This window comes from Coprobacillus cateniformis, assembly GCF_009767585.1.
Lineage (GTDB): Bacteria > Bacillota_I > Bacilli_A > Erysipelotrichales > Coprobacillaceae > Coprobacillus > Coprobacillus cateniformis.
The window spans coordinates 337,416-355,327 of record NZ_WSNW01000001.1; the positions used below are offsets into that span (position 1 = coordinate 337,416).

The 17,912-nt window shown below is 28.4% G+C and carries 15 protein-coding genes and 1 pseudogene; 13 read left to right on the forward strand and 3 right to left on the reverse strand.

The window, feature by feature from the left end:
• Positions 1-135: 135 nt before the first annotated feature.
• Both GQF29_RS01715 and GQF29_RS01720 read right to left on the reverse strand, forming a co-directional pair.
• On the reverse strand, positions 136-1,803 hold the full coding sequence (locus tag GQF29_RS01715; RefSeq protein ID WP_160340710.1) for an O-antigen ligase family protein: 1,668 nt from the start codon (positions 1,801-1,803) through the stop codon (positions 136-138).
• 56 nt (positions 1,804-1,859) lie between these two features.
• Positions 1,860-3,320, reverse strand: coding sequence for an LCP family protein (locus GQF29_RS01720; protein ID WP_054690457.1), 1,461 nt, complete (start codon positions 3,318-3,320; stop codon positions 1,860-1,862).
• Positions 3,321-3,737: 417 nt separating this feature from the next.
• Between GQF29_RS01720 and loaP the strand changes: the two genes are divergently transcribed.
• The 13 genes and pseudogenes from loaP to GQF29_RS19020 form a co-directional block, all read left to right on the forward strand.
• Positions 3,738-4,250, forward strand: a complete 513-nt coding sequence (gene loaP / locus GQF29_RS01725) for an antiterminator LoaP (RefSeq protein WP_054690576.1) — start codon at positions 3,738-3,740, stop codon at positions 4,248-4,250.
• Between the two features lie 30 nt (positions 4,251-4,280).
• Positions 4,281-4,871 carry a sugar transferase gene (locus tag GQF29_RS01730; RefSeq protein ID WP_117769247.1) on the forward strand — a complete coding sequence of 197 codons (591 nt, stop codon included), beginning with the start codon at positions 4,281-4,283 and terminating at the stop codon, positions 4,869-4,871.
• On the forward strand, positions 4,868-5,638 hold the full coding sequence (locus tag GQF29_RS01735; RefSeq protein ID WP_054690434.1) for a glycosyltransferase family 2 protein: 771 nt from the start codon (positions 4,868-4,870) through the stop codon (positions 5,636-5,638). The genes GQF29_RS01730 and GQF29_RS01735 overlap by 4 nt, the downstream gene beginning before the upstream one ends.
• A gap of 9 nt (positions 5,639-5,647) precedes the next feature.
• Entirely contained in the window at positions 5,648-6,466 is an 819-nt protein-coding gene (locus GQF29_RS01740) for a glycosyltransferase family A protein (RefSeq protein WP_054690432.1), read from the forward strand.
• Positions 6,463-7,557: an EpsG family protein gene (locus GQF29_RS01745; protein WP_117769246.1), complete on the forward strand. Its 1,095-nt coding sequence runs from the start codon at positions 6,463-6,465 to the stop codon at positions 7,555-7,557. Before GQF29_RS01740 ends, GQF29_RS01745 begins: the two co-directional genes overlap by 4 nt.
• A 17-nt stretch (positions 7,558-7,574) precedes the next feature.
• Positions 7,575-8,804 carry a glycosyltransferase family 4 protein gene (locus tag GQF29_RS01750; RefSeq protein WP_117769245.1) on the forward strand — a complete coding sequence of 410 codons (1,230 nt, stop codon included), beginning with the start codon at positions 7,575-7,577 and terminating at the stop codon, positions 8,802-8,804.
• Positions 8,805-9,890, forward strand: a complete 1,086-nt coding sequence (locus GQF29_RS01755; RefSeq protein WP_117769244.1) for a Gfo/Idh/MocA family protein — start codon at positions 8,805-8,807, stop codon at positions 9,888-9,890.
• Positions 9,887-10,981: a non-hydrolyzing UDP-N-acetylglucosamine 2-epimerase gene (gene wecB / locus GQF29_RS01760; RefSeq protein ID WP_117769243.1), complete on the forward strand. Its 1,095-nt coding sequence runs from the start codon at positions 9,887-9,889 to the stop codon at positions 10,979-10,981. The genes GQF29_RS01755 and wecB overlap by 4 nt, the downstream gene beginning before the upstream one ends.
• 5 nt (positions 10,982-10,986) lie before the next feature.
• Positions 10,987-12,132, forward strand: coding sequence for a DegT/DnrJ/EryC1/StrS family aminotransferase (locus GQF29_RS01765; protein WP_054690417.1), 1,146 nt, complete (start codon positions 10,987-10,989; stop codon positions 12,130-12,132).
• Positions 12,125-12,697: an acyltransferase gene (locus GQF29_RS01770; protein ID WP_054690414.1), complete on the forward strand. Its 573-nt coding sequence runs from the start codon at positions 12,125-12,127 to the stop codon at positions 12,695-12,697. The genes GQF29_RS01765 and GQF29_RS01770 overlap by 8 nt, the downstream gene beginning before the upstream one ends.
• 1 nt (position 12,698) lies before the next feature.
• The gene (locus GQF29_RS01775; RefSeq protein WP_054690411.1) at positions 12,699-14,012 is read left to right on the forward strand and encodes a nucleotide sugar dehydrogenase; all 1,314 of its coding nucleotides are present in this window, start codon (positions 12,699-12,701) and stop codon (positions 14,010-14,012) included.
• Position 14,013: 1 nt separating this feature from the next.
• Positions 14,014-15,258: an oligosaccharide flippase family protein gene (locus GQF29_RS01780; protein WP_117769242.1), complete on the forward strand. Its 1,245-nt coding sequence runs from the start codon at positions 14,014-14,016 to the stop codon at positions 15,256-15,258.
• 919 nt (positions 15,259-16,177) lie between these two features.
• Positions 16,178-16,291, forward strand: a pseudogene (locus GQF29_RS19020) (transposase family protein); the annotation flags it as partial.
• Between the two features lie 610 nt (positions 16,292-16,901).
• Here the strand turns inward: GQF29_RS19020 and GQF29_RS01790 are convergent.
• Positions 16,902-17,801 (reverse strand): sugar phosphate nucleotidyltransferase, encoded by a 900-nt coding sequence (locus GQF29_RS01790; RefSeq protein WP_160340711.1) that lies wholly within the window; start codon positions 17,799-17,801, stop codon positions 16,902-16,904.
• Positions 17,802-17,912: the final 111 nt, after the last annotated feature.

Consider the following 17,912-nt stretch of genomic DNA (forward strand, 5'->3'; position numbering starts at 1 on the left):
CTATAAATATTTTCTCAATCATTTTTCATTATAATGCTTACATTCACTAAAAAATCACTCATTTTAGATTCAAATAAAAAAAGGAAGTGCCCTTAACACCTTCCTCTATATACTGATATGAGTTATTCCTTTTTATTATTTAATATGCGATTGCTCATATATAGTAGTCATTTCATCTTTAATAAGACTATAGAAGTCCCTTGCCAACTCTTTTTCAATAATATCCTCATCTCTTTTATTGTCATGTAATGTATAATAGACATCATAAACAAAAGATGATTCTCCTAATAAGTATTCAACTTTCATGATATAATCATCATTTTGATACTTTGTCTCTAAAACAACAAATTCAGGCTTTAAAACATCTATCTCTTGTTTTTGATATTGAATAGAAATAAGATCATACTTATTAAAGACTGCAATATTTGTATTATCTACTAAAGACATATCAGTTTGATCATTTAACCAATAAATATACCCTAAAAATAACCAGGCTAGAGTCGCTGATAATGAGTAAATATAGAAAACACCAAAGTCTAATAATCCCCCTATAAACTCACTCACATACATCATAATAAATAATAAAATAATATAATAGGATTTCTTATTCTTATATTTTATCAATATGTCTCTTGTTGTAAATAATGTTTTAATAAAGAAGATAAAGAATAATAAGAAACCAAAGACTCCAGCAGTTATTAATGATTCTAAGAAAACATTATGACTATGAAGAATTTGCTGTCCCCATGTATCATCTGATGTTGTATTTACAAGCATCGGTCTAAAATTACCTGCTCCAATTCCTTGAATAGGAGATTTTTGCCAAACGTCTAATGAATCTTTAGCAAGAGTTACACGCCCACTGCTCACGTCATCAACAAGGTGAATTATCTTAGGTATATTTTGGAGCTGCCCACTCATTGTTAAAGAAACAATTTCTTTCAGTTTAGAAAGCTGAAAACGTCCACCATCTTCCTCAGTAGCACCTTGCAACTGTGGAATGATAAATGCAACCTTATTCACAAGAACCGTTCCAGATAAGATACATAAACACATGACAAGATTCAAACATATCTTTTTCACTTTTGACATTTCTTTTGCTCTAAAGAAATGATAATAAAGAACAGCTGTAACAACAATAGCTAATATAATAATCGCTGCTCGACATTGTGTTAAGATAATATATCCTAATTGTATAACAATATTCATATAATAAAGAAATTCACCTTTATAATGATTCTTAATTGCAACTAATGACAATAAAATAACAATAACTGCTAAAAATGATGCCGGATTACAATTGAAATAAACTCCAAATAAACGCGTCCCTACTAGCCCTATATACCAGCCATTTTGAGTACCTGAAATATTTAAGAAGTACATACCTAAAGATATGAAAGATGCAATACCTACAAGAATACAAGTCAAAGGTATTATACATTGTAATTCTTGTTTTAATTTCTTAAGTGTCATTGATTTTGGTTGACCAAAAATCAATAAAAAGATAATCATTTGCATACCTGCAATAAGAAAAGAATTCTTATTTGAATACTCTTTATTGAGATAAGTTGCTATAAAAAGCAATAAACCATATAATCCAATAATCAATAAGTGATTCTTCGAATAAAAGAATTCTCCTTTAATCAAATTATAAATGAATATGACTATACCATATCCAAACACAAATAAACATAATGGATTAAAAGTTATTCCAAAATATCCTAATGCTAATGTATTACTAAATAAGTAAACTATAAATAATAATTTAAAATATTTTCTATCTCCTAATAATTTATCTAACATCTTTATCCCCCCCTCTATATGCAAAGTGGATACCCAAAGGTACCCACTTTTATTTATTAACTTACTGGTTTTCCAGCTAATACATTTTGTATTGCTTGTTTATTTTCAGCAACACTAGCTTCATTTGGAATCATATAATATAATTTATTATTTGGCATATATGCTCCACCTGTCATTGTTTTCCCAGTTCCAGTTAATTGTTTTTGAACAATCGTCCAAGATGCCATATCACTAATTTGCATTTGTAATAAACCTGTAATATCTCCTGATTCCATATTCGTTTCAAATGAACCATTAATTGAACTTAACACACTAGAGTAATTTGTGATAATTGAAGGAGAAATCATCTTTTTAATCATTCCCGCCATAACAACCTGTTGATTATGAACACGTTCATTATCACCACCACCAAATGCATGACGCTCTCTAGAAAATTCTAGTGCTTGTTTACCAGTAATATGATTAGTTCCTTTCTTAAAAGAAGTCCCATCATATCCAGTAAAGGCAACAGTGCTATCAATGTTAATTCCACCTAAAGCATCAACAATTTCAATGACAGAAGTAAAATTAACTCTTCCATAATAGTTAATATCAATTCCCATAAAGTTTTCCATTGTCTTGACTGTATTTTCAATACCACCCAATCCAGAATGCGTTAGTTTATCTTTTTTACCTTTATTTGCTAAAGTTACATAGTAATCTCTTGGAATACTTGTCATAAGAATTTGTTTTGTTTTTGGATTCACTGTAAGAATCATATTAACATCTGATCTTGATACTGTTGATACACTTCCATAAGTATCAATACCACTGATATAGACAACAAAAGGATCTTTTGTAACATTAACATTTTTAGAAATATCTTTTGTTTTTTCTTCAATCTTATATGTATAAATGACATCAGTGTCATATTTAAAGTTCTCATGATTTGTTTCTAACATTGCATAATAAGCTTCATTAACATAAATTGCTTTTGTCTTACCAGAATACAAATCATCAGCCATTGTAGCAAATTCTGCAACTTCTTTTGTTTTAATTGAAGATTCTTCCTTTTGAAGACCCTCAATAGCTTCCTTCATCTTATCTGTTTCAGCGGATGTATTGACTTCAATTGTTTCGCCTTTTAAATCAGATAATTTTTTATACTTACTATCTTTCATAACAACAACCGAAATACGAGTTATTTCTGTATTAGCTCCAGTAATCGCATCAATAAGTGAATTTCCTTGGGCTATATATAAAGAACCTACTAATAAAAGTACACTTAGTAAAATACTTACAAACTTTCCTATAACAGTACGAACTTTTCCTTTTTTCTTATTTTTAGATGGTTTCATTAAAAAGAAAATTCCTACATTTAATAACGCAACCAATATAATAACAATGATTGCATATAACATAGGCAAAGCACCTAATTTAAATAACAATCCAATAAGTATTAATGAAGCAATAACTTGAATACCTAAAATAACTCTCCATTGTGTCACTTTTTGGATTATATTCTCTTTTTTAGACATAACAATCCCTCTTTTCTTAATTCTCTAACATATTAGCATAACAATGTGTACTTTTCAAGAACATCTCTTATGCATAATATGAATAATTGTAACTGTATTTTATATTCGATATGTATCCAAGTTGTATATACTTTCTTGATTTGTAATAAATTTTTTAATAATCCTCCATTAATTTATTAGTCGACTTGATTCCAAAAATCTTTATAACTGAGTGTTTCTTTTTTTATTATACTCAGCAGCAATTATATTATCCAACAAAGGATAATAGCTAGTTATCCTTTATAAATAGGAGTGCTGTTGGGTTGAATCGTTGCATTGTCACGTTTGTCCTGAAGTATGGTCATAGATGTGATAAGTTGAACATATTGAATAAGTTCAATAGGCGAAGCCTACCCTCTTATATGAGGAGGTAATTGTATGAACTGGTATGTCATACAGGTAAGAAGCGGTCATGAAAGAGAGATTGCTGATAAATGCCGTTTTCTGATTTCAGATGATATATTAAAGGAATGCTTTATTCCTGAATATATTTGTAAAAAGAAATTCAGAGGTGAATGGCACGATGTCAGAAATGTCCTCTTTAGAGGATATGTATTTCTGATCAGTGACCATATTGATGAGCTCTTTAATGAGCTGAAGAAGATACCTGACTTTACCAAGGTGATTGGAAAGAAAAAGGAAACAATCTATCCGTTAAAGGATGGAGAAGTAGAATTTCTCAAGACATTTGGAAAAGATGATCATATTGTCGATATGTCAGTAGGATTTATTGAAGGCGATAGAATTCATATCACAGAAGGACCACTACAGGGCAGAGAAGGTTTAATAGCAAAGATAGACAGACATAAGCGAATTGCTTATATCAGTGTGAACATATTCAATGAAGAGACAACAGCCAAAGTCGGTTTAGAGATTATCAGCAAGAATTAATTGATTCTTGCTTTTTTATTGGGAGGAAATATGTATAGAAACTGTATAAAGAGAATCATAGATATTATCATGAGCTTTCTAGGGATAATTGTTCTTTCACCTGTACTGATTGTTTTATCTATCTTTATAAAGATGACATCACCAGGTCCAGTGCTTTTCAAACAGGAAAGAGTTGGAAAGAATAATAAGAATTTTAAAATATATAAGTTTAGAAGCATGAGAACTGACACACCAAAAGATGTTCCAACACATATGCTAGAAGATCCAGAACAGTATATTACTAAAATTGGAAAGTTTATGAGAAAAACGAGTCTAGATGAATTACCGCAGCTCTTTAATATATTGAAAGGAGAAATGTCAGTAATAGGTCCAAGACCAAGTCTCCCTAATCAATATGATTTAAATGAATTAAGAAACAAAAACGGTGCTTCATCAATCAGACCTGGATTAACAGGATTAGCACAGATCAGCGGAAGAGATGAACTAGAGATAGAAGTGAAAGCGAATCTTGATGGAGAATATGCCATGGAAATAACACTTTTTAAAGATATAAAATTATTCTTTTCAACAATTTTGAGTGTTATAAGAAGTGATGGTATTAAAGAGGGGAAGATAGAATGAATATGCAGCCACTTATTAGCATCATTATACCTGTTTATAATTCTGAAAAATTTATTTTAAAAACATTACAATCAATTATTGATCAAAATTATCCCAATTGGGAGGCTATCTGTATAGATGATTGTTCAAGTGATGAATCTGTTATTCTTATTGAGAAATTGATGAAAAAAGATGAACGAATTAAGTTAATTAAGAATGAGTTAAATTATGGACCAGCCAAAAGCAGAAATATAGGATTGCATTATTCTAAGGGAGAATATATAACGTTTTTAGATAGTGATGATTTTTGGAATAAAAATAAGCTTAAGTTACAATACGAATTCATGATAAAAAAAGATATTGATTTTTCATTTACAGCATATGATTTAGTGAATTTGAAGGGTGAATCTTTACATACTGTTATAGATGTTCCAGAAAAAATTAACTACACTGGTTTATTAGGAAGAACTGTTATATCCACAATTACTGTCATGGTTTCAAAAAAATTAAAAACATATCTATATATGCCGGAAAACTATTCAAATGGTGAAGATATGGCAACATGGCTAAATGTATTAAAACATACTGAGTATGCTTATGGTTTAAACATAGTATTATCATCATATAGGCAAGTAGATGGATCATTATCTTCTGGTTTATTTAACAAATTAACAAGGATGTGGAAAGTATATAGGAAAATTGAAAAATTATCTTTATATAAGAGTTGTCAATATTATATAAAATACATCTTTAATGTTATAAAAAAAAGGAAAAAAAGTTACAAATGAGGTATATATATGAATAATGTTGAATTGTTGTTATCCTGTATGACACAATCACCTATGGATTTATTAAAGAAAAATAATATAAACTGTCATACATGTATTGTCAATCAGATTGATTATAATTCTTTTGAAAATAAAATCGTAGATGGAAAGGTTATTAAACTTATAAATAGGAATGAAAGAGGTCTTTCAAAGAGTAGAAATCTGGCACTGTTTTATGCAGACAAAGATATTGTTCTTTTAGCAGATGATGATGTGAAATACGTTAATGATTTAGAACAAATCATTAACCAGGCATACATTGATTTGCCTGAAGCTGATGTAATTATTTTTAATATTCATGAGACTGGAAGATTTGTAGGAAATAAAGATTTTAATAAAGTTAAAAAAAGTAAGAAATTTAGAAATTATGGTTCTGTAAGAATAAGTTTTAAATTATCTAGTATAAATAAGAAAAATATTAGCTTTGATGAAAGATTTGGAGCTGGCTCAATTTATAATTGTGGTGAAGATTCAATTTTTATTCAGGATGTTAAAAATTCTGGTTTAAAAGTTTATGAATTTCCTGCATTAATAGGAACTGTAGATTCATCAGAATCTTCATGGTTTGCTGGCTATAATGAAAAATATTTCTTTAATATTGGAGCTGTTATTACACGTGCATATCCAAAGTATTACTGGTTTTTTAAATATTATTATTTACTGCGTTTCTATAAAAAAACTGAGTTAAGTTCAACGACAATACTTAAAAATATAAATAACGGAATTAAATCTTATAAGATGGGATATTCTTTTGAAGAATATCAAAAAATAAGGAAGAGTTTATTATGATGTTACCTTATTATCTTGTATTTATCGTATTATTATTGATGGCAATATCTGAAAGTAGATTCAATTTAGAAATAAATCTTAATCAAAGGAATAAAAAATTATTTTGGTCTGTTTTTTTGTTGATATTTGCTTTTGTTATACTAAGAGGAAATGGTGATGGAGATTACTTTAGTTATAAAGAGTATTGTCAGGAAATCAAGACATTAACAGATATTTTCAATTCATCTTTTCCTATGGAAATTGGTTTTCGTATACTTTCATATATAGTGAATTTATTCCATCTAAATCCACAATTTATAATTATTTTTATGAATAGTATTTCACTTACCCTTATATTTATTTTTATAAGAAAATATTCTACACTTCCTTATTTATCTCTTCTTGTATATTTTCCAAGTCTTTTGCAATATGATATGCATGCAACACGAACTGCTGTTGCATATAGTATTTTAACTTTAACTTATCATTATTTTATAGGGGATAATATAAAATTCCGTGATAGTAAAATTGTCCTAATTATTCTTTTAGCGAGTTTATTTCACAAAAGTGCACTCATCTTTTTACTTGTTTTAATGTTACAAAAAATTCCATTTAAGAAGATGATTTATGTGATAAGTTTATTAGGAAGTTTTATTTTTGTGCTTTTCTTTAATATTGATCAAATCATTTTGAGTATATTTAAAATTTTAAATTTAACAAGTTTTTATGCAAGATATTATCAATATGCTTATGTTGATGTTAGTGGGTATCCATTTAAACTTTATGATCCTAGACTTTTAATATTAGTATTTCTTTTTGTTTTAGGAATTGCTTTCTTTCAATGGACAAAAAAGGAGGAATTGTGTCTTAAAATATTATGGTTAAATATTATTATTATGATTCTATTCTCACAACATACAGTATTTGTAACAAGATTCTCAACATTTTTTAATGTGTTTATTTTAATTTATATTCCTATACTTATAAACAAAATTAGAATGCAATATGGTAATAAATTAAAACTCTATTTTTGTTATTTTATTACATTTAGCTATTCTATTTATGGGATAGGAATAATTATGAAAAGTGTTGTTTATAAGTTGTTTTTTTAATTACTGAGGAGGAAAAAATGAAAATTTTATATGTTACTGATTTATGGGCAGCCTTAGAAGAGTTGATAGTCAATGGAGAGAAGGAAGAAAAAGGTTTACCATCCTTTATAAACCCTCTTAAAGAGTTGATTTGTCGTGGTCATGAAGTAGATATAGTGATTGTTTATCCTGGTGATAAAATCAATACGTTTAATATCAATGTTCATTGGTTGAAGAAAAGTCAAATAGTTGGAGAAGTTGTATGGAACCGTCACTTGTTCGCTAAACCATTAAATAATTGGCGTTTATCACATTTGCTTAAGGAACTCAACCATAAAAAGCAATATGATTTTATTTATGGACAAGGGCCTAGTACATATATGGCAAATAAATTTGCACTAAAAAATAATATCCCATATGGTCATAGATTGTATGGAAGTTTTCTATATGGAAATATTTGTAAAAGGGGAATATGGAAAACAAGGTTTTTGCATTATAATGAAGCAAGTATCATGAAACAGAAAAAGAATTTCTTATTGATTACTAATGATATGTCTCATGGAGATTTAGCAGCTTTAAAATTAACTAATAATCACCCTCCTTATAATCTTTATCACTGGGTAAATGGAGTGGATAGATACGAAATTCCAAGTTTAAATGATATCGATAAGTATATTAAAGAACTTAATATTGAATCTCATAATATCTTATTTTACCCAGCACGAATTTCAAGATGGAAAGGGCAACATAAAGCTTTAGAGGCAGTTAGCCTATTAAAACAAAAGGGTTTTATTTTTGATTTGTATTTTGCTGGTCAAATTACTGAAAAAGATTATTATGAAGAATTACAGACTATAGCAAGAGATAAAAATATTGAGAATCAGATCCATTATCTAGGAGTATTAAATAAACATGAAATTAATATTATGGCGAATATCTCTTTAGTTTCATTTAGTTTGTATGATATTGGAAATTTAGGTAATGTTTTTCATGAACTCTTGGCGATGGGAAGTTGTATTATTTCGTTAAATGATAGTTCCTTGGATGACTTTATTATCCATGGTGAAAATGGATTTTTAGTTGATAATATAGCAGAAATACCTAATATAATCCTAAAATTAAAAGATGATGAAAGTTTACAGAAGAAAATAAGATACAATGCGAAATCTACTTCACAAAATAAAATGTTAAGTTGGAAAGAACGAATTGATAAAGAAATTAGTTTAATCGAAACATCATGTTCAAATAAGAATTTGGAGGATAAATAAATGAGATATGCACTAATTGGTTGTGGACGAATTTCACCAAATCATATTGCTGCAGCAATTAAAAATAAACTTGAAATTGTAGGGATTTGTGATATTAATTCACATAATATGGAGATATTGCTAGAAAAATTTAAAATAAATAATTCGAGTATAAAACAATATTCTGATTATAAAAAAATGATTGAGATAGAGAATCCTGAACTGGTTGCTATTGCGACTGAGTCTGGACTTCATTCTGAAATAGCGCTTTATTGTATTGAACATGGTATTCATTGTATTATTGAAAAACCAATTGCAATGAGTATGGTAGATGCTAGAAAGATATGTGAAGAAGCAGATAAATATAATGTGATTGTATGTGCTAATCATCAAAACAGATTTAATAAATCTATACAAAAAATTCATGAAGCTGTAGAGAATAATAAATTTGGAAAAATACTTCACGCTGCAGCACATGTGAGATGGAATCGTGGGAAAGCCTATTATGATCAAGCTAAATGGCGTGGAACATGGGCTAATGATGGTGGCTGTTTAATGAATCAATGTATCCACAATGCAGATTTATTACGTTGGTTGATGGGTGATGAAATTGAAGAAGTCATGGCATATACAGATAATTTAAATCATGATTATCTTGAAGCAGAGGATTTAGGTTTAGCAGTTATTAAATTTAAAAATGGGTCTTATGGTCTGTTTGAAGGAACTGTAAATGTCTTCCCTAAAAATCTAGAAGAAACATTATATATATTTGGGAGTACAGGTACAATTAAAGCTGGTGGAAAATCTGTTAATTTGATTGAAGAATGGAACTTTGCAAATGATGGTGAAGATGCTGAAACCGTTAAACAACAAAATAGTGAACAACCTCAAAATGTTTACGGGTTTGGACATAATCCATTATATACAGATGTTATTAAGGCTATAAGAACAGGTACAAAACCATTGGTTGATGCTGAAGCAGGAACAAGAGCTTTAGAATTGATTCTTGCTATATATCAATCCGCAGCAACAAGAAAACCAGTAAAACTCCCTTTGGGGGATATTTCTTCAACAGATTTTATGGGAAGATTCAGGAGAAAAATATGAAAAAAATATTAACAATCGTTGGTGCTAGACCTCAATTTATCAAAGCAGGTATTACAGCAAAATCTATAAGAAAGAATTTTAAAGAAATATTAGTTCATACTGGCCAGCACTATGATGCCAATATGTCTGATGTTTTTTTTGAAGAAATGAAGATTCCTAAACCTGATTATAATTTAGCTGTTGGTTCAGGAAGTCATGCAGTACAAACAGCTAATATGATGATTAAAATAGAAGAAGTTTTATTGAAAGAAAAACCAGATGGAGTTCTACTATATGGGGATACTAATTCGACTATCGCTGCCTCTATTACAGCTGCAAAATTAAATATTCCAGTTTTTCATATTGAAGCGGGAACAAGAACACATATTTTTGATATGCCAGAAGAACAAAATAGAATAGTAACAGACCATTTGTCTTCAATTTGTTTTGCTCCAACACAATTATCTCAAGATAACTTGATTAAAGAAGGTTTAGAAAATAAGTCTTTTTTTCTAGGTGATGTTATGTATGATGCATTACTTTTCTATTCGAAATTAGCTGATGAAATATCAGATGAAGAATATATTTCCAAATTAATGCCTCTATTTGGTCAAAAAAAAGATGTTTCAAAAGGATATTATCTTGCAACAAGTCATAGGCCAGAAAATACAGATGATAAAACTAAACTCATTAATATTTTAGATGCACTTAATGAATTAGATAAACCTGTCATATTTGCTGTACATCCAAGAATTAAAAATTTTATTCAGTCTCAACATGATAAATATCTGAATATATTTTTTGTTGAACCATTAACATATTTTGAAACATTACATTTCCTTAAAAATGCTTCTTTTGTAATTACTGATTCAGGTGGTTTACATAAAGAATCCTATTTAATTGGTACACCGTGTGTAAGTATACTAAGAAATGGATGGGAAGAAACTTTACATAATGGGTGGAATGAATTTGTTTCTCCAAACAAAGAACAAATTCTTAAATCTATTTATGAAAGAAATATTGACTTCAATTCTATTAGAGATGGTTTTGGCGATGGACATAGTTGTGAAAAAATCGTAGAAAAAATTAATGATTTCTTTATAGGAGAGTGAAAAAGATGCAATTTATAGATTTAAAGAGTCAATATGAGAATTTGAAAGATGAAATTAATACAAACATTCAAAATGTATTAAACTCTGGTCAGTATATGATGGGAGATTATATTCAGCAATTAGAAAAAGAATTAGCAGAGTATGTTGGTGTGAAATATTGTGTAACTTGTGCAAATGGAACTGATGCCTTACAGCTTGCTTTAATGGCATGGAATATCAAGCAAGGCGATGCTGTCTTTGTACCCTCTTTTACTTTTTATTCAACAGCAGAAGTTGTATCACTAGTTGGGGCTACTCCTATCTTCATAGAGACTGATCCTAAAACATTCAATATGGACTCAAACCATTTAGAAAAGGCTATAAAAGATATTATTAGCGAAGGAAAACTAACTCCTAAAGTTATTATTCCTGTTGATTTGTTTGGACAACCGGCAGACTACAATCAAATCATTAACATAGCTCATAAATATAATCTTTATGTACTAGAAGATGGTGCACAAGGTTTTGGTGGTTCAATTAATGAAAAGATGGCATGTAGTTTTGGAGACATTGCAACGACCTCTTTTTTTCCTGCTAAACCATTAGGATGCTATGGCGATGGTGGAGCGCTTTTTACTGACAGTGAAGAATTTTATCAACTACTCATATCATTAAGAGTGCATGGAAAAGGAACTTTTAAGTATGATAATGTGAGAGTTGGAATGAATTCAAGACTTGATACTATTCAAGCTGCTATTCTCTTGCCAAAGTTACATGCGTTTAAGGAATATGAACTAGATAAGAGAAATCAATATGCTAAGCTATACACTGAATGCTTAAAAGAATATGTTAAGACGCCATATGTCCCTAATGGTTATGTATCTAGCTGGGCACAATATACAATTCTTTTGAATAGTGAAGATGAGAGAAATTATCTGCAGCAAAAACTTAAGGAGAAAGATATTCCAACTATGATTTATTATCCAACACCAATGCATAAGCAGTCTGTATATAAAGATTATAGTTTTCATTTAGATGAACTCAAAAAATGTGAGGCTATATCAAAAACATGTCTAAGTTTGCCAATGCATCCATATCTAGATAATGAAACTATAGTAAACATTGTTAATATACTAACAACTATATTAAAGGAGTACAGAAATTATGGATAAATGTTTTGTACATGAATCTGCCTATATCGATGAAGGATGTCAGATTGGAGAGGGAACAAAAATATGGCATTTTTCACATATTATGGCAGGAGCAATTGTTGGAAAGAAATGTAATCTCGGTCAAAATGTAGTTATATCACCCAAAGTAGTATTAGGAAATAATGTAAAAATACAAAATAATGTATCCGTTTATGAAGGCGTTATCTGTGAAGATGATGTCTTTTTAGGTCCAAGTTGTGTATTTACAAATGTTATTAATCCAAGAAGCTTTATTTCTAGAAAAGATGAATATAAGCAAACAGTTATACATAAAGGTGCATCAATTGGAGCTAATTCGACAATTATTTGTGGTCATGACATTGGAAAATATGCATTTGTCGGCGCAGGAACAGTTGTCACAAAAACAATTCCTGATTATGCGTGTGTTGTTGGAAATCCATGCAGAATATTGTATTACGTATGTGAGTGTGGAGAACCACTAGATTTTTCAAATAGTAATCAATGTAAATGTAAAAAATGTTCAAAAGATTATATTAAAAATGATGAAAAAGTGGAGGAAATCTAAAATGAAAGAAGAATTACTTAAGAAAATTGAAAACAAGGAAATTGTTGTAGGAGTTGTAGGTTTAGGGTATGTTGGATTACCTCTAGCTGTAGAAAAAGCTAAAGCAGGATTTAAAACAATTGGTTTTGATGTTCAAAATGAAAAGGTTAATTTGGTAAATCAAGGTGTTAATTATATTGGTGATGTCGTTGATTCTGAATTGAAAGAATTAGTTGAATCAGAAATGTTATCTGCAACTACTGATTTTAGTTTTATCAAAGATGTAGATTTTGTAGCTATTTGTGTTCCAACACCTTTAGATGCTCATCAACAGCCTGATATTAGCTTTGTAAAATCTAGTTCAGAAGCTATTTCAGAATATCTTTCTAAAGGAACTATGGTAGTTTTAGAATCATCTACGTATCCTGGAACAACTGAAGAATTAGTGAAACCAATTCTTGAAAAAGGTTCAGGATTAATTTGTGGTAAAGATTTCTATTTAGGTTTTTCTCCAGAACGTGTTGATCCAGGTAACACTGTATATCAGACAAAAAACACTCCAAAGGTTGTTGGAGCAATTGGTAAAGATGCGACTGAAGTTATTGCTGCAATGTACAGATCTGTACTGGAAGGAGATATCCATGAAGTATCATCTCCAGCAGTTGCTGAATTAGAAAAGATTCTTGAGAATACATATAGAAATATCAATATTGGTTTAGTTAATGAAATATGCATGTTGTGTGAAAAAATGGGTATTTCAGCATGGGAAGTTATAGATGCTGCTAAGACAAAACCATTTGGATATCAAGCATTCTATCCTGGACCAGGATTAGGTGGACATTGTATTCCATTAGATCCATATTATTTAACATGGAAAGCTAGGGAATTTGGGTTCCATACATCTATGATAGAAAATAGTATGATTATCAATGATAAGATGCCTGAATATTGTGTAGAAAGATGTTATAAAGTTTTAAATAGACAGAAAAAAGCAATGTCTAGTTCCAAAATATTAGTGTTAGGTGTTGCGTATAAAAATGATATTGATGATTATAGAGAAAGTCCAGCATTAAAGTTAATTGATTTATTAAAAAAGGAAGATGCATTAGTTGATTTCTATGATCCATATATTTCTGAATATAAATATCATGGTAAGATATATGAGGGAATAAAAGGAATTAATCCTAAAACATTATCCCAATATGATTTAATCATTATTGCAACTGCTCATAAATCTTATGATTTAGATATGATACAAAAAAATTCTAAAGTCATTTTTGATACGAGAAATGCAATGAAAGAAATAACGCATCGTGAAAATATAGAGTTAATTTAATATGACCTTATTCAAAAATAATTATTTAAAATCTATATTAACTTTAGCATCTGGCTCAATTATTGCTCAGCTTATTTCATTTCTTTTATCTCCAGTTATAACCAGAATATTTACACCAGCAGAATTAGGAATATATACTTTATTACTTTCTGCTGTAAATATTTTTTCACCTGCTATTAATTTGCGCTATGATTTAGCAATAGTGACAGTAGAGGATGATAGAGAAGCTATTATTTTGGTAAAACTTTCGATCTATTTAATGATACTTATAGATATTATTGTAACATGTGGTACCGGTATTTACTTTTTTCTTAATGGTGAAAATTTGGTATTTATTATTCCTATGTTTTTTCTTCTTTTACTTGTTTCAGGAATTACCAATATATTAAATAGTTTTAATAATCGATTAAGAGAATATAAATTAATTACATCCGTTTATGTTATCAGAACATTTTTTCAAAATATTCTTCAAATTTTTTCAGGGATTTTACTATTTGGGAGTTATGGACTTATTTTTTCGAATTTTATTGGACAGTTAGCAGGGATAAAACGACAAAGCAAAAGTTTAAGTCCCTATTATGAAGAATTGAAAAATGTAGATTATACAAAAATGAAATTAGTTTTTTTCAAGTATATAAAACAACCTCTTTATTCTACACCAGCTGCTTTTGCGAATAGTTTTTCTTATTCATCAATCAATTTATTTATACAAGCTCTATTTAATGATACTATTTTGGGTCTCTATTCTCTTTCATATAGAGTTTTAGGACTACCCCTTACAATGATAAGTGGCAATGTATCAAAAGTATATATGGAAAGTGCAACAAAAGAATTATATGAACAAAAAAATTATTATAATTCGTTTAAAAAAACAACACTTTTATTGTCAATTGTTGCTATTTTGATGGTTATAGTTCTTTTCCTTTTTGCCCCTTTCCTTTTTCATATTGTATTTGGATCAAATTGGAAAGAAGCAGGTATTTATGTGCAAATATTAGCTCCTATGTTTGGATTAAGGCTAATAGTAAGTGCTTTAAGTGTAGGAACAATTATATCTCAAAAACAAGATCTTGAATTAAAAGTACAAGTTATGTTTTTAGCATTCTCTTTTATTTGTTTTTTTATTTCAAAGTATTTTCAATTGAATATATATTTATATCTAGCCGTTGTTTCTATAACTTATAGTATTATATATATATATTACTTTATATGTCTAAAAAATATATCACAAAAAATTATTGATTAAATGTATGAAAAAACATATTAATAATGTGAAATCATCTAAGTTAAATAAGTTAATATTTAAAATCACTTTAATTTTGTTTTAAATTTTTTCTGAATACTCACACTTCAAAGGAAAACTATTTTTCTATTTTACAATTTATTTAGCCTTTACTATTTCTTTATAGTAAATTTTTAAAGAAGCATTGTTTTTTTTATCAAAAATATCTATTCTTACTACAGATGGAGAACATAATCTTTACATATTAAATTATAAAATAAAGGTTATAAATGAAAAGACAAATTATGAGGAAAAGAATTATAGACTATTTTAGTTAAATATTACTATAAGAAATATTAAAAATAATATGACTGGGATGTATCATGGAATAACAAAGAGAAAAATGACATTATTTATAAATGAACAAGAATAGTAGGGATATAGGAAGTAATATAATGGATAAAGTCAAAAAAATCAAAAATTTTTTTCTAATAAGTCATAGTTAGATTGTTTTTATACTTCATATCTCATTTTCATATTCTTCATTTGCCTATTCGTTATGAGAATTTAGATATTTTTTCAATTAAATGAATTTTAATTATAGTAAGTAAAGCTAGCTACTTATTAAGATAATTTATCCAAATTATATCAGAAAATTAAATATAAGTTCTAAGCGTTAAAAAATTAACAATTATTGAAAATCAAGCTAATAGCGGATTAAGCATTACTCAATTTTGTTTTATAAAAACAGGAAGAAATTCTTAAATGGAGAAATACTGTTTTCAAAGTTTTCATTCCTGTTGAAGTTTCTGAAGAAAAATATTCATTCATCTCAATGAATATTAATGGACATACTGTCAAATTTGATTGTGCATTGCTTGATAGGATTATTGAATTCTCAAATGATTATTAATGCTGATGAAGTTAAAAACATCTATGTTGCCAACCAATAAATGTAAGAAGATCAATAGATGACTTAACTCAAATTGTTATTCTGCAGTTTCAAATGAATCATAGTCTTTTCATTTTTACAAATAAGGCAAGAAATCATATTTAAAATTCTATATTATGAAAACAATGATTTCTGGTTGCTGTTAACAAGGGTCATATTGAAATATCAAAAAATCGATTCTAAAATTCTATTTGGCTATTCTATATCGATAGCAAGAACTGGCTATTCAGTGATACATCAATAATATAATAGCAGGAGCAAAGCCATCTGCAAGAATCTATTCACTGCTAAAAACGGCTAAGCTCAATGATTTAAAGCAATATGATTATTTTAAGTATCTTTTATTAGTAACAATAGATACAGATATTAATAATGAGTAATCAATAGAAAAAATAAAGCTAAGTCAGTGAGATTAGGTAAAAAAATCGTAGAAATAAGATCTTTTAGTTGTTGTATAAAACTAATATTTAATTTCCCAAATAAATTTAAATACTCTATCTAATTACAGTTCTATTATAATGTAGCTAATGGGGCTTTTTTATTTGACATTTAACTAAATATATAAAAAAAGGCAGTATATTAAATACAACAAGTGTAATATAATATATTGCCTTTTTCTTATACTTGTGGTTAATATGAATATCATCAAAACAACTATCAAATTATAATTCAGATAAATTTATTAAATACTATATATATTAAAATTGTTTATTATTTACAAGCAAATTGGATATACACCTTTATCAATAAGTTTATGTACACTTTCTTTCACAGATTCTTTATCTTCTTTGTATGTCACTCCAAACCACTCATCTTGTGATTTTAAGACTTCAACACTTATTTGTTTATCTTTTAATAAGTCTCCAATGATTGTTGGTAATAGATATTCTGTTTTTAAATCTGCAGATTCAAGGGATTGTAAAAAGTCTTCAAAGCCTTTTTCTAAAACATTAATAAACTCTGGGTAAAGACCCCACATATTCATAGATACAATCGAATCTAAATCAATAACCTGATCATTCACTACTGCATGATTATTCCTTTTCTCAATATTATGTGTTTCTACAATGTCAACTAACTTGTGATCTAAACTCACTTGACAGATTCCTCTTGTGACACCACCATTATCACTCAATGTATTCTTTAATATAAATCCTACCATACATGCTGGTAATACATCACATTCATGTTTTGTGGTTAAATATTGATAAGCAACTTGATAAGCTTCTTTACCATAATAATCATCTGCATTAATAACTAAGAATGGTTCATGAATCAGTCCTTTACATGCTAAAATAGCCTGACCTGTTCCCCATGGTTTCTTTCTCTCTTTAAATATCTCCTTGTATTGAGTAGGAATATTTGATAACTCCTGAAATGCATATTCAACATGTATTTTCTTTTTCATTCTTTGACCTATGATTTCATCAAAATCTTTTTCTAAGTCTTTTCTAATCACAAAAACAACCTTATTAAAACCTGCTTGAATCGCATCATAAATAGAATAATCCATAATAATTTCACCATTTGGTCCGACTGGTTCTAATTGTTTAATTCCACCACCAAAACGGCTTCCAATTCCTGCTGCCATGACAACTAATGTTATATCTTTCATTATTATCTCCTCGTATTTTTATTTATTCATAAAATCAATATTTATTAGATACTTTTTGTTATTCAGTATTTTCAGATTATATAAATAACTTTTTCCAACTTATTCGGTAAT